Raw genomic sequence first — 13,670 nt, 5'->3', positions numbered from 1 at the left:
TGAACTTGTTGTAACTTTTTAACTAAAAATATTTAAACTGATAATAAATAAATACTAGATGTGTCAGGTCTCCATCATAACTGTCAATTACAACGATAAAATAGGCCTTGAACGTACTATTAAAAGTGTTCAAGAACAGACCTCTAGTGATTATGAACATATCATTATCGATGGCAATAGCAACGATGGTAGCAAGGATATTATCACAGAACATCAAAATAATTTTAGTTATTGGATAAGTGAGCCAGACACAGGTATATATGAAGCCATGAACAAAGGTATTGATGTATCTAATGGGAAATATTTACTTTTTCTAAATAGTGGAGATGCTCTTTTCAAACCTGATGTACTCAAAACAGTAGAAATAAACCTCAAAAATAATTTTGATATAGTCTTTGGTGATTTATGGGTTTATAGAATTGATAAGACAGGTTTCAAGCATTCTTACGCTCAAGATGTTTCTACCACAGTTTTAAAAAGAATTGGGTTAGGCCATCCTTCAACTTTTATTAAAACAAAAATCTTTCAAAAATATGGTAAATATCGAACAGATTTAAAAATTGTTTCTGATTGGGAATTTTTTATAAAGGTCATTCTTAGAGAAAAAGTATCGTGTTTTAAAATAGATGAGATCATTTCTGTTTTTTATGAAGGTGGTATTTCTTCTTCTCCAGACTTTTCCGATTTACACCTAGAAGAAAGGAAAAAAGTTTTCATTGAGAATTTTGACATCTATGATCAGGACTTTGAAAAGATATATGCTCATTATAATAAAATTAATGCTTTATTGTCAAGTCTACATCCTGACATTGACATACTAATCACTAATAACAAATCCCTCCGTATACTAAATAAAACCATTGGTTTCTACGCATTTTTCTTGAAAAAGAAACGACAATGGTGGCGCAAAAAATAATGGTATTTAGTTTCTATTTACAGTAGAGTTTTAGCTTTTCAACATCACAATATATTTTCTAATTTTGAATATGCTTGTTACCGCTATTGTTCCATGTTATAATGCCGGAGAAACTATCGGCAAAGCCATTGATAGCTTGCTGTGTCAGTCCCATAAGATTGATGAGATTATTGTCGTGAACGATGGCTCAACTGATGATTCATTAAATATTTTAAATAAAATTCAAAAAGCCAATGAAAGCATCCTCATCATCGATCAAAAAAATCAAGGTGTGTGCCACGCAAGAAATACAGGGATTGAAAAATCCACAGGAACGTACATATTGACCTTAGATGCTGACGATTATTTTGAGCCAACATTTGTAGAAAAGGCACTCGATAAATTTGCCGAAAACGAATCTTACGGCGCGGTAATGTGCGGTTACACAAGAATAGTCAACGGCAAGAAAAAGCTTCCCTATATTCCGCCAGAAATATTTTTGAAATCCTGTTTGTTAAATAACGGTGCCTTGTCATGTTTGCTTTTTAAAAAAGAAGTGCTGATCCAGGCTGGCGGTTATGATGAAAATATGGATTTAGGTTATGAAGATTGGGATCTCAATATCAGGATTTTAAAATTGGGCTATACATTTGGTGTAGTAAGAGAAGTCCTTTTCCATTATACAGATCAAAAAACTTCCAGAAACTATAGGGCGTTTGAAAATGATCTAGAACTTCGCTTAAAGATTTATGAAAAATATCGCGAAGATTATGAGGAAAACAGCAAGTATTTTTTCAAAGAACTGATCGAAAAAAATAATATGCTGAAACGTGACAACGCGAAACTGTTGGAGAGCACTTCTTTTAAATTGGGGCATGCCTTTATAACTATCGCTTTAAAACCACTTACGTATTTCAAGCGTATTAAAAAATGATTTCAGTCATAATCGCCACATATAATAGGGCATTTACAATAGAAGAGACCTTGACTTCTATTTCAAATCAAACCTATAAAGATTTTGAATGCATTATCGTGGATGATGGTTCTACCGATACAACAGCTCAAATCGTTTCTGAATTTGTCAGACAAGATTCCAGGTTTCGCTACGTGGTAAGGCCAGATACAGTCAAAAGGGGAGCCAATTATTCAAGAAATTATGGGTATTCGTTAAGTAAAGGCTCTTACGTAAAGTTTTTTGACAGTGATGATATCATGCTTCAAGACCACCTAGAAGTTAGCATGGATTATATGCTCAAGGGTGAATATGACTTTGTCGTAGCTGACTGTATAAATTTTGATGAATCTGGCTTGCTACAAAGACCTTATGAGATTGATAGAGAAGTTGCAAAGTTGAGTGCCTATCAATTCACAACTTTCAAAACAGCATGGATCACAAACGATTTATTGGTGAAAAGAGAGTTTGCAGATCAAATTGAATTTGTAGGTGGAAAAAAAGATCAAGCTACAGAATACCAGTACAACATAAAATTACTGTTACTTACCGAAAATGGTTTTTTAATAAACAAAATACTGACATATAGGAGAGTGCACGATGGTGGCATAGTTGTAAGTGCAAAAAAAAATTTGATTGTTTACAATCAAATGAATGCAGACACTTTTTACGTAACTGCAAAATTATTTCAAGATTTAGCACCTGCAAAAATATTGAACTGGTTGCTCTCCAGTTATATTGAGCTTACCTTCAAAATCTCAACTTCAAAGAAGATTCCAGAGAATATTGTGGGAGCAACAATCCTATTGTTTAGGTTTAAAGGCCTAAAAGCCTTATTGTATCCATTAGCGATTATGAGTGGTTACTTTACAAAAAAGGGTTACAAAATAACCAAATATATACGTTCCTAATTCCGTTCTACAATCAGCTTTTTGAATGCTCCCATGGTGATACTCTTACTGGAATGTCACAATAATATGTTTGCTTTTGCGAAATCGAAATCCCTACGAAACACAGTTCTATCAACCAGCACCTGTGCCTGGAAGAACATTACAAATAAGTATATTTCTCAATTAATGAGAGCAAGCAACACTTTCCTTATTTTTATCATCTATGATGTCAAAAGATTACTCCAGCAATGTTACCGTAGTCATTCCATGTTACAATGACGGTAATTTTATAATGCAGGCAATAGATTCGGTTTTAAACCAAACCGTTGTGCCCGATGAGATTATTGTCGTAGATGATGGGTCAGGCGAGAAAACTCAAAAGATTTTAAAAGGTATTAATAATCGTTTGGTAAATGTAATCTTTCAAGAAAACAAAGGCGTTTGTGCAGCTAGAAATCGTGGTATTGATGCAGCAAGTACAGCATTTATCTTGACACTTGATGCAGATGACTATTTTGAAAATACCTTTTTAGAGAAAGCACTACAAGTTATTCAAGCATCTATTGATGTAAGCGTTGTAGGCTGTTATTACAAACGTTTTGGGACTAAGAAGACTAACAAGGTAATTATAAAACCATTAGGTGGCGTAGCTTCTAATTTTTTACTTAAAAATAATGGAGTAGCATCAGCATTGTTCAAAAAGGAATATTGGCATGAGGTAAATGGTTATGATGAGAGTTTTAAAAATGGTTACGAAGATTGGGATTTCTGGTTGTCTATTTTATCTATTGGTAACATAATGGAAATCATTCCAGAGCCTTTGTTCAATTACAGAATAAAAAAACAATCTAGAGATAAAACCGCCAGTTTAAATCATGATTTTGAGTTAAGAATGAAGTTATTTCATAAACACAGACATGTTTATGAAGAGCACTTGGACTCATTTGCCAAACAGGTGATCATGCGTAACTCAATTCTTACAAAAAATATTGAAAAGCATAAGGCCAGTTTGAATTACCGTTTAGGTAATAGTTTTCTGGCTCCATTAAAAGCCATAATAAGAATGTTCAAAGTATAAGATGGAAAAAAAATTAGTGTCCATCATCGTTCCCTGCTACAATCAAGCTCATTTTCTTTCGGAGTCCCTAGGGTCTGTGCTAGAGCAAATCTACACCGATTGGGAATGCATCATTGTCAATGATGGCAGTCAAGATCATACAGAAGCTGTAGCGCAACAGTGGATCAATAAAGACCCACGTTTTAAATACGTATATAAGCACAATGGCGGTCTTTCTAGTGCACGCAATACCGGGATTAAAGCTAGTAAAGGCCAGCTTATTCTCCCGCTTGATGCAGATGACGTATTACATCCAGTATATCTATCTAAGCTCGTACCTTTATTAATAGAAAATAAAAAACTGGCGATCATCTCCTGCTACACTGGTTTTTTTAAGTCCAAGCCTTCTAACACTTATTTTATACTCGAGCCAAAAGGTGCAGACATTAAAAACATGCTCTACTTAAATCAATTGGTAGCGACTTCTATTTATAGAAAATCTGATTGGGAACAAGTAGGAGGTTATGACGAACAGATGAAAACTGGTTTTGAAGACTGGGAATTTTGGCTACGCATTTTAAAGGCAACGGGAAAATCTTATCATATTGTCCCAGAAGTATTATTCTATTATAGAAAAGCAAAGCAATCCATGCTAGTAAATACGGTGAGCAACCACCAGGAATCCATTAAAAAATACATCATACAAAAACATCCCGAACTATATATTGCAGATTTCAAGAATTTTACCTCAGTACAATTTCACCACTTAATGACCGCTAGAGAAAAGGAGAAAAGCATAAAAAACTCTGCGGAATTCAAACTGGGTCGCCTCTTACTTAAACCCTATAGGTGGTTAACTTCGCTCGTTGCAAGGAATAACACTTCAAAGAAAGACTAATGAAATTGAGCGTCGTCATCAGAGCCAAAAATCAAGCGCCAGCGCTGGAGTTTCTCTTAAGAAACCTCACGCATCGATATGCGGCAGACGTTGACGAGATCGTGGTGATCGATAACTTAAGTACTGATGGCAGCAAGCAAACGACCTTGAAGTACGGCGCAAGATTTGAAACTATAGAACTCTTTAGCTACGGTGGTAGTGCCAATTTCGCTGCGGTTCAGGCCACCCATCCCATCGTGGTCATCTTCAGTGCGCATTCGTATCCTGTAAGTCATGATTTTTTCAGCCTGATTAAACAGCGATTTGCCGCAAACCCTAATCTAGCAGGATTGCGCTGCTTGCACAATTCCAATGATTATCGACAGTACATTAATGGCATTACAGCAAGTGAAGATCCCAATCGTTCTGGATTGATTTTTTCTGGTTCCGCTTTCGCGAAAGCGGTATGGCAAAAGCATCCTTTCAGAGAAGATGTAGCTACGTTTGAAGACAAAGAATGGTCAAAACGCGTGCTGGAAGCAGGTTATGACATTGAGCTTGTACCTGCTATTTTCAATTATCAGATCAAGCGAACTAGAAAACAGGAGCTGTTTAGATTCAAAAATGACCTAGTAGGTAATTATCAGTTATGGCATCAAGAGGTCTCGATATGGTCTGCTAGTAAGGGATGGATTGCGAGCAGCAGCAGGACTATTTTAAGGATGTTTGCAGATCTATGGCAAGCCCTGCAACGCTTGTTGATTGTAATAAAGTTTTATATTAAAAAACCGAATAAGTTTTAGAAACAACCGCCCACATACAGCAACAATACCGTAGTAACAACTTCGATTTTCTCAGGTTTGTCTTTGCTATTTTGGTAGTGATTTCTCATTCCTATCCGCTATCAGGTACAGCCGAAACTTCCCAGTGGATCGTACAGTTGACTGGCGGTCAAACAAATTATGCGGCCATTGGCTTAAATGGATTCTTTGTCATTAGCGGATTTTTTATCTATAGAAGTTTTGATCGCAGTCCATCCATCTGGGTGTTTTTAAGAAAACGGGCATTGCGCATTTTTCCAGGCCTGTTCGTAGTGCTGCTACTATCGGTCATGATGGTTCCCTTGGTTTATGAAGGTGATGTGCCTCTTTTGCATAATAGGGATTGGTTCACCTATCTACCTTATAATTTATCGCTCTATGGTTTTCAAGGTGTGGTTTCAGGGGTTTTTGACGACAATTTTTACCACGCAATCAACGGGTCTTTGTGGACAATACGTTATGAGTTTACACTTTATCTATGTATTTCGGTCTTTTTTTTAGTTCAGGGCAATCAGCTTTTGATCCGCACAACTTTATTAATTACTAGTTTGTTAATGCTGGTAGGTTATCTGTTTTTTAAGAATCAATTAGGGCCAGTCTCACTGCTAGGCTTAGTAGGATACAACATCCTTAATCTCGGGACTTTTTTTGTGCTAGGCAGTTTACTGGGCACTTTTGTTTTTGAGCAGTATGTTCGTTGGGTCTTTATGTTGGGACTACTTGTGCTGCTAGTTGTTTCTATATATTTCAATCTTTATGACCTTTTTAAGCATGTCCTGTTCACACCATTAATATTGATGATAGGCTTTTTGACTGTGCGTGGAATAAGTAAGTTTGGTAAATGGGGCGATGCATCATACGGCATCTATATCTATAGTTTTCCGATCCAGCAGCTATTGGTGTATTATTTTGCACCTAATGTTACGGTATTAATAGGTTGGTCTGTACCCTTATCGATTATATTTGGAATACTATCGTGGCACTTAATAGAAAAAAGAGCTTTGAAATTAAAGAACAAGCCGTTCTCCGTGTATCGCAGAAAATGGCTGTCGCCTCGCTAATTCTGCGGATTTATGAGTCAATTAGTATCCATTATCATTCCTACTTATAATCGTGCGCATGTCATTGCAGAAACCTTAGAGTCGATAAGTGTTCAGACCTATAAAAATTGGGAGTGCATCATAATTGATGATGGGAGTGAGGATAATACCAAACAATTTCTAAATGATTACGTAACGTCAGACGTTAGGTTTAAATGGTTTTCAAGGCCTAAACATCTTCCCAAAGGTCCTAGCGCCTGTCGCAATTACGGCGTCAGTATATCTTCAGGTCATTACATACAGTTTTTTGATAGTGATGATATCATGCATCCAAGGCATCTAGAAATGAAAATAGCTGCTATTGGCAACAATGATTTCGTTATCTGCAAAGTTCAAAGCTTTACAGGTATTTTTAAAAAGGAGTTTTTTAAAGATGAATCATCTAAAGCAATTATAAATCTTGAAAATCCTTTTAGGGCATTTATTTTAGGGGAGTTTTTAATGTGCATGGTGGCACCACTATGGGTAAAGAGTAAACTAAAAACCTTTCTACCTTTGAGGGAAGATTTAAAAATGCTTATAGATCGAGAGCTTCATGCCAGAGTTTTGCACAGTAAGCCAGCTTTTGTGATTGTTAACATGCCCCTGATTTATTATAGGCGAGATTTAAATACCATAAACACCCGTTTTAATAAGGATGTAACGACAGGTTTAGAATCGATATTGAAAACTTTTAAAACTATTCTTTCGCTAGGAAATGACGATGAAATAAAATTATATCATCTCAAGAAAATTCTTGTCTATTTTAGAATGGCTCTTGCCCAGCGCAATATTGAGGCTGCAAGATTGTGTTTGTCATTTTGTAATCAACAAGAATTATGGTACTCTTCAAATCTGAAATTTAAAAAAATTAGAATTTTATTCTTCTTTGGTCTTTTCAAAATTTTCAAAAAAGGAGATACTCGGTTCAAGTTTTTGTATAGAGTTTAATAAGCCTCAATTAGCACGAAAATGCCTAGTGAATAATAATGAAAGACACAAAACCATCGCTGCATGATATTACTGTTGTAATTCCCAATCGCAACCGTAGCATCGCTACAGTAAAAAGGACTTTAACATATTTAAATATACAGTTGGCTCATAATGTAGTTGCCGTTGTCGTTGATTATGGTAGCGATTTGTACTATCAAAAAGAATTGAGCATTTTAGTTGAAAAATTTCCATACATCCGGTTGGAGCTCTGTCCAGTTCAACAACAACTATTTCATAAAACCAGAGCCATCAATTTGGTGCTAAGGCAGTCAAGAACCCCTTATTTTATGGTGCTGGATATGGATTGTATTTGCCACCCAAGATTTATCAAAAAGGCAATAGCGCTTGTGGAAATGTCTAGGGTTGTGAATTTTCCTTATGGTTTTTTGTCAAAAGCAGAAAGTAAATACGAAAAGTCCTTCCAAGATTATAAGATTGATTTTGTAGGAGGTTTGACGGGTACAGCTATTTTCAATACTAGCGATTTGATGAATCTCAATGGCTTTGATGAGGTCTACCACAATTGGGGAGCAGAAGATGCAGATATGTTTGAGCGCCTTGCGAAATATGGAATTAAAACAACACACTATACTGACGAATTATTGTTGCTGCACCAATGGCATGCAAAACCTTATAGGCAAAATAACAGTACATCACCCTACCATTCTTCGTTGGAAAAAATAAATCATGAATATTTTTCGCTTTCGCGAAAGCTGAAAAGAATTAAAGTCAATCAAAAAATGGATTGGGGCCTCAGTTTTGATCAAGAGCTCTATAATCAATTACGGACTCCATCAACCTCAATAGAGTTGAACTCTACTTACGAGGAGCTAACAGCCTTATGTTTTCAACTAAATGAAAGCGTATTTGATGGTGTTCTTTCGATAACCATTAAAACGTCTAGTAAAGCCAAATCTCTCAGGTCACTCATTAAATCATTATTAGGTAAGAAACAACCCAAATATTTATCTTTGAAAGTCGCCAATGAACTTATCTTGCAGACCATTATCTCTGGTCTTCGTAATCAGCCGTATACATATCAAAGAAATGATGCATATATCAGGTTTGTTATTTCGCTTCCTAAAACGAAAATGGTAAATACGTTCTGAAATGCAAAGCCATCAAGATATTCATGATTATATAATTGCTATTGAGTCCGATTTTCCTGTAGACACTTGGGTGATTGATGGCATCCATGTGTGGCCATACTTAAGAATTAAAATATATTATGCACTCATACACCAAGTAGAAGGCATTTCGGCTGATGAGATAAATACGATTACTCAGGATAAGGTCGGTGGACTCCGTAGCTATAAACTTAAGTTAGGCGAACTCTTTTATTATCTCAAATCAATTCTATCGTCTAGACGACAACCAGTCATCTTTGCTACACTAGCGCTCTATCGCATTAATTACAATGGCACATTGTTTCATAAGTTCTTTGATGCCATGATTCAATCAAATCAATTAGAACAGAAGGTTGAAATAGTTGAAATTCAGGGATCAACATCAGGATGTTACAATCAAGCTGCCATCATTGATGGCATTCGCCTACGCAATGGCTACAGAGTACGGCAAAAACTCTTAAATTGGCTTTCAATAAATGAAAAACCTTCTGAGACCTTTTACGTACCTCAGTACGATTTGTTTCTGGAGCGTCTTATAAGCGATGGCTGGATAGATATAGAAAATAATCTAGAAAGTCATTCTATAATCAAATGGGCTCAAAAGGTCAAATTTACCTCAAAAGTATATAGAGAACTTTTTACGAAAAGAAATACAAAGCGCTTTGTGACAATCAGTTACTATGGTTTTGACGACATGGCGGCCGCTTTATTTGCAGCAAACGCCTTAGGTATAGAAACGATTGATTTTCAACACGGTCCTCAAACTAATGTACATATGGCATATAGTAGTTGGACTAAAATACCCGCAAATGGCTTTAATACCATGCCTAAATTCTATTGGAACTGGGATGAAAGATCTAAGAATAACATCCAGTCATGGTTGAAAAAACCAAATGCTAGTAAAAAAGTCGGTCATCCATGGTTAGCTATGACTCAAGAGAAAAAAAGTTTTGGTGAAAACCGTGATTTTCTGTACACTCTTCAATTGATCAATCACTCAAATATCACCTATTTTTTTCCTGAGCAGCTGCTCAAAGTGATGAAGCGCGAGCGATACTCATGGATATTAAGAGTTCACCCTAGAAACACCGTAGCTGTAGATCTCATTGATGCATTTTTAGAATCTAAAAAGGTGCCGAAAAATAATTATGCAATAGAGCTCCCGTCAGCTCGGTCATTAGCCAGTTCCTTAAACGCTTGTAGAGTACATATAACCAATTATTCAGGGTGCGTACTAGAGGCAAGTATGTTAAATAGAAAATCGGTGGTAATAGATAAAACAGGATATCAATTCTACAAAAACTATATTGATGATGTCAGCATTTATTTTGTGGATAAACAAAGGCCTGATTTTTCAACTGTACTTATGGATATTCATGCAATTAGTTCTTTCAATGAGAAAAATGTGAAATTGGAAATTTTCGATCCTTTTACTGGTTTGTAATATGAAAATCTTAATGGTCTCCATGAATAATCTACACTTCCAGCGCTGGACAGACCAATTGCGAGATAGTGGTCATGAAGTGTTTTGGTTTGACATACTGGATCAGGGATATGCTTCATCTTTATCATGGATGACGCAAGTTACAGGCTGGAAAAAAGAATTCCTTAAACGTCGAGGCCGGACCTTTTTAAAAACAAAACTTCCAAAGGTTTACAATTGGCTGGAGCGTAAATATGATGTTCCTGTTGAGGTTGCCTTTGAGCGAGCATTGCTTGATATACAACCAGATGTAGTGCATAGTTTTGCGTTGTATGTGTCTGCAGCTCCTATAAAAAATGTGATGCAAGCACATGATCACATCAAATGGGCATACAGCACTTGGGGCAGTGATTTGTTTTATTTTCAGCATCAACCTAATTATCTAGCAGATATTAAACAAGTGCTTCTCCGAGTCGATTATCTATTCACGGATTGTCACCGCGATCATCAAATTGCTGTCAGATATGGTTTTCAGGGTACTTTTTTGGGTGTTTTTCCAGGTGGCGGCGGCTATGAATTGGACGATTTAAAGCAATACCAACTTCCCTTGGAGCAGCGTAAGGTTATTGCTGTAAAAGGATACCAAAATCGGTCCGGCAGAGCCATTCCAGTTTTAAAAGCACTCGAGATGATTAAGGATCAGCTCGCAGATTACCAGATCGTAGTTTTTGGAGCCGACCATGAAGATGTGTTCCGCTTTCGCGAGGTCACAGAGCGCAGTCGAAGTGAAAGCGAGATTCCCAACATCACCATTCATGGTAAGCTAGCTCACAAGGAAGTTTTAAAGCTTTTCGGTAAGGCATTGCTTTACATAGGCAATTCAAATAGCGATGGTATGCCTAACACCTTGCTGGAAGCTATCTGCTGTGGCTGTTATCCTATACAATCCAATCCTGGCGGTGCAACTGCCGAAATTATTACGGACGGTAGCAACGGTAGACTAATTACGGATTGCGATGATCCAGAGCACATTTCCTTGATCATAAAGGAAGTTTTACAATCGCAAGATCAAATTAAGCAAGCCGTGAATCACAACCTGCTACACGTTATACCATCCTTAGACAGAAACACGATAAAGCAACAAGTAGTATCAGCTTACAATTCAATTTGAGACTATCAGCACGTTAACTAAGGTTCTTTCCCTAAATTTGCCCACAACAGTCCCGTATGAAATCAAAAGGCTTTATTCCGTTACGCAAGAATTCCAAAGGGATTCCTGGCAAGAACAAGAAGAAATTATTGGGCAGACCACTTTTCTGTTGGGTGCTGGGAGAAGCCATCGCCTCTCAACTAGATCATATATATGTTTTTACAGACGATCACGATATCATTAGGTTCATAGAAAAGGAATATCACTGGACAGGTAAGGTAAGTGCAATAGAACGCAGCGCTGCAAGTGCGACCGATACCGCATCTACAGAAAGCGCGATCCTCGAGTTTATGGACACACACAAAGAACCCATCGACTTCTTTTGCCTTTTACAAGCTACATCACCTTTTACAACGGCGGCTGATATCAACAAATGCCTGCAGGCGGTAACCTCTGGTGATTACGATTCCGCTTTGACTGTTGTTAATTCACATCGATTCACTTGGAATAAAAATGGTACTCCTAAAAATTACGATGTGTTCAATCGGCCACGTCGTCAGGACTTTGAGGGTTTATTGATTGAGAATGGTGCTTGTTACGTCTCAAGTGATACCGCTTTACGCGAAAGCGGAAATAGAATAAGCGGTAACATTGCTACCATACACATGCCGGAAGATAGTCTCACAGAAATCGATTCGCTAACTGACTGGAAAATTGTGGAAGAACTGCTGGCAGCTAGGTTGAAAAAAGAAAAGAAAGCAAGCAAAATAACGCACCTAATCCTAGATGTTGATGGGGTGTTTACAGATGGATGTGTTTACTACGGCAGCGACGGCGAGCTTATTAAAAAGTTTGACATGCGTGATGGTATGGGATTAGAAATCTTACGCCAGTATCATGTCAATGTCATGGTCATGACCTCAGAAGATTCTGCGATAGTCGCCAGCCGCATGAAAAAGCTTAACATCGCCGATGTCTTTCTAGGCGTTAAAGACAAATACAGCTTACTTTCAAGAATAGCTCATGAGCGCAATCTATCATTTTCAAACATGGCCTACATAGGCGATGATGTTAATGACCTAGCAAATATTTGTGCAGCAGGCTGGTCCTTCACTCCAGCAAATGCAACCCTAACCATAAAGAATCACGCAGATGTCATTTTGAATAACGATAGCGCAAATGGCGCCATCCGTGAGGCATGCGAATTCATCATCAAATATAATATGAGGTTTCTTTGAAAGATCAAACTCTTCTGAATAGTGTATTTGGTATTGCAATTACAAAGGAAAGAAACTATGGTCTTGATATAATAAGATCATTTGCAATTCTATTCGTCGTAATTGGACATGGAGGCTATTTGATTGAACGTGAGCGTTACCAATATATTGAATGGTTCATTTTTGATGGTGTTTCAATTTTCTTTGTTTTAAGTGGATTTTTAATTGGTGGAATATTATTAAGAATTTTGTCATCAAATAATTTTGATCTCAAGACTTTAGGAAAATTTTGGGCACGGAGATGGTTGAGAACACTGCCTAATTATTTTCTTGTCTTGTGGATATTGCTTCTGCTTGAATTGATATTCAATGAGAAATTTAATGTCTGGAATAAATTTGAATATTTCCTTTTTTCGCAAAATTTATACACCGCGCACCCAGCCTTTTTTCCAGAAGCCTGGAGTCTCAGTATTGAAGAATGGTTTTATCTTACCGCACCGCTTTTAATACTCTGTTTTAATAAATTGTTCCATTTTAGGATTACGCATTCTCTATTGGTAGCGATTATTTTGATAATTTTTTTTTCAATGTCTATAAGGTTTTATCGTTATGAAATTAATTTGATTAATGATATAGAGGATTGGGATTTACTATTACGAAAACAAGTAATTACAAGATTGGATAGCTTAATGTTTGGAATGATTGGAGCCTATGTATTCAAAAACTTCAAGTCAATATGGTATAAATACAAAGTACCTTTTTTCGTAATAGGAATTCTGTTGTTTGCCACGACTAAACTTTCTTTCTTCATTGAAAATGAAGTTGGTATTTATCAATCAGTTTTTTCCTTTACTACCGTTTCCATAGGTACATTATTTATACTACCGTTTTTAAGTTCAGTAAAAAGCGGGAAAGGAATTGTTTTCAAATATTTGACATTCATTAGTTTAATATCTTATCCGATGTATTTAGTAAACTTATCCCTAGTTCAATATTGGGTTTTGAAAGCTATAAATTGGACTCAAATGAATGCCTATTTGTCTATACTTGCAAAATATGGATTATATTGGATATTGACCATTTTGATTTCATATCTGATTACAAAGTATTTTGAACAACCAATCTTGAGGTTTAGAGATAAAAGTATTAAATCCAAGGAAAAATTCTTATAATATATATTTTAGGATTT

13 protein-coding genes are annotated in these 13,670 nt (G+C 36.4%); all 13 read left to right on the top strand.

What is annotated here, in order from left to right; genetic code table 11:
* Positions 1 to 58: 58 nt before the first annotated feature.
* The 13 genes from AAU57_RS12960 (at position 59) to AAU57_RS12900 (ending at position 13,653) form a co-directional block, all read left to right on the top strand.
* The gene (locus AAU57_RS12960) at positions 59 to 916 is read left to right on the top strand and encodes a glycosyltransferase family 2 protein (RefSeq protein WP_055413314.1); all 858 of its coding nucleotides are present in this window, start codon (positions 59 to 61) and stop codon (positions 914 to 916) included.
* Positions 917 to 986: 70 nt separating this feature from the next.
* On the top strand, positions 987 to 1,829 hold the full coding sequence (locus AAU57_RS12955) for a glycosyltransferase family 2 protein (protein WP_055413313.1): 843 nt from the start codon (positions 987 to 989) through the stop codon (positions 1,827 to 1,829).
* Positions 1,826 to 2,758: a glycosyltransferase family 2 protein gene (locus AAU57_RS12950; RefSeq protein ID WP_055413312.1), complete on the top strand. Its 933-nt coding sequence runs from the start codon at positions 1,826 to 1,828 to the stop codon at positions 2,756 to 2,758. The genes AAU57_RS12955 and AAU57_RS12950 overlap by 4 nt, the downstream gene beginning before the upstream one ends.
* Before the next feature lie 205 nt (positions 2,759 to 2,963).
* Positions 2,964 to 3,815 (top strand): glycosyltransferase family 2 protein, encoded by an 852-nt coding sequence (locus AAU57_RS12945; protein WP_197275415.1) that lies wholly within the window; start codon positions 2,964 to 2,966, stop codon positions 3,813 to 3,815.
* 1 nt (position 3,816) lies between these two features.
* Positions 3,817 to 4,692 (top strand): glycosyltransferase family 2 protein, encoded by an 876-nt coding sequence (locus tag AAU57_RS12940; RefSeq protein ID WP_055413310.1) that lies wholly within the window; start codon positions 3,817 to 3,819, stop codon positions 4,690 to 4,692.
* Positions 4,692 to 5,474, top strand: coding sequence for a glycosyltransferase (locus AAU57_RS12935; RefSeq protein ID WP_055413309.1), 783 nt, complete (start codon positions 4,692 to 4,694; stop codon positions 5,472 to 5,474). The genes AAU57_RS12940 and AAU57_RS12935 overlap by 1 nt, the downstream gene beginning before the upstream one ends.
* A 14-nt stretch (positions 5,475 to 5,488) precedes the next feature.
* Positions 5,489 to 6,553, top strand: a complete 1,065-nt coding sequence (locus AAU57_RS12930; protein ID WP_082438632.1) for an acyltransferase family protein — start codon at positions 5,489 to 5,491, stop codon at positions 6,551 to 6,553.
* A gap of 12 nt (positions 6,554 to 6,565) precedes the next feature.
* Positions 6,566 to 7,522 (top strand): glycosyltransferase family 2 protein, encoded by a 957-nt coding sequence (locus AAU57_RS12925; RefSeq protein WP_055413307.1) that lies wholly within the window; start codon positions 6,566 to 6,568, stop codon positions 7,520 to 7,522.
* Between the two features lie 38 nt (positions 7,523 to 7,560).
* Positions 7,561 to 8,673 carry a glycosyltransferase gene (locus tag AAU57_RS12920; RefSeq protein WP_055413306.1) on the top strand — a complete coding sequence of 371 codons (1,113 nt, stop codon included), beginning with the start codon at positions 7,561 to 7,563 and terminating at the stop codon, positions 8,671 to 8,673.
* Position 8,674: 1 nt separating this feature from the next.
* Positions 8,675 to 10,135 carry a hypothetical protein gene (locus AAU57_RS12915; protein WP_055413305.1) on the top strand — a complete coding sequence of 487 codons (1,461 nt, stop codon included), beginning with the start codon at positions 8,675 to 8,677 and terminating at the stop codon, positions 10,133 to 10,135.
* Positions 10,136 to 10,157: 22 nt separating this feature from the next.
* Complete coding sequence (locus AAU57_RS12910) at positions 10,158 to 11,285, top strand: glycosyltransferase family 4 protein (RefSeq protein WP_231717822.1); 1,128 nt, start codon at positions 10,158 to 10,160, stop codon at positions 11,283 to 11,285.
* Positions 11,286 to 11,341: 56 nt separating this feature from the next.
* Entirely contained in the window at positions 11,342 to 12,502 is a 1,161-nt protein-coding gene (locus tag AAU57_RS12905; RefSeq protein WP_055413303.1) for an acylneuraminate cytidylyltransferase, read from the top strand.
* A complete protein-coding gene (locus tag AAU57_RS12900; protein WP_055413302.1) occupies positions 12,499 to 13,653 on the top strand; it encodes an acyltransferase family protein in 1,155 nt (384 codons plus the stop codon). The genes AAU57_RS12905 and AAU57_RS12900 overlap by 4 nt, the downstream gene beginning before the upstream one ends.
* The last annotated feature ends 17 nt before the right edge of the window (positions 13,654 to 13,670 follow it).

Source organism: Nonlabens sp. YIK11, assembly GCF_001413925.1.
Taxonomy (GTDB): domain Bacteria; phylum Bacteroidota; class Bacteroidia; order Flavobacteriales; family Flavobacteriaceae; genus Nonlabens.
This window is presented reverse-complemented; position numbering and strand designations above follow the sequence as displayed.

Coding starts and splice junctions, on each gene's coding strand:
- AAU57_RS12960 (WP_055413314.1), top strand. CDS start 59: ATGTGTCAGGTCTCCATCATAACTGTCAATTACAACGATAAAATAGGC.
- AAU57_RS12955 (WP_055413313.1), top strand. CDS start 987: ATGCTTGTTACCGCTATTGTTCCATGTTATAATGCCGGAGAAACTATC.
- AAU57_RS12950 (WP_055413312.1), top strand. CDS start 1,826: ATGATTTCAGTCATAATCGCCACATATAATAGGGCATTTACAATAGAA.
- AAU57_RS12945 (WP_197275415.1), top strand. CDS start 2,964: ATGTCAAAAGATTACTCCAGCAATGTTACCGTAGTCATTCCATGTTAC.
- AAU57_RS12940 (WP_055413310.1), top strand. CDS start 3,817: ATGGAAAAAAAATTAGTGTCCATCATCGTTCCCTGCTACAATCAAGCT.
- AAU57_RS12935 (WP_055413309.1), top strand. CDS start 4,692: ATGAAATTGAGCGTCGTCATCAGAGCCAAAAATCAAGCGCCAGCGCTG.
- AAU57_RS12925 (WP_055413307.1), top strand. CDS start 6,566: ATGAGTCAATTAGTATCCATTATCATTCCTACTTATAATCGTGCGCAT.
- AAU57_RS12920 (WP_055413306.1), top strand. CDS start 7,561: ATGAAAGACACAAAACCATCGCTGCATGATATTACTGTTGTAATTCCC.
- AAU57_RS12915 (WP_055413305.1), top strand. CDS start 8,675: ATGCAAAGCCATCAAGATATTCATGATTATATAATTGCTATTGAGTCC.
- AAU57_RS12910 (WP_231717822.1), top strand. CDS start 10,158: ATGAATAATCTACACTTCCAGCGCTGGACAGACCAATTGCGAGATAGT.
- AAU57_RS12905 (WP_055413303.1), top strand. CDS start 11,342: ATGAAATCAAAAGGCTTTATTCCGTTACGCAAGAATTCCAAAGGGATT.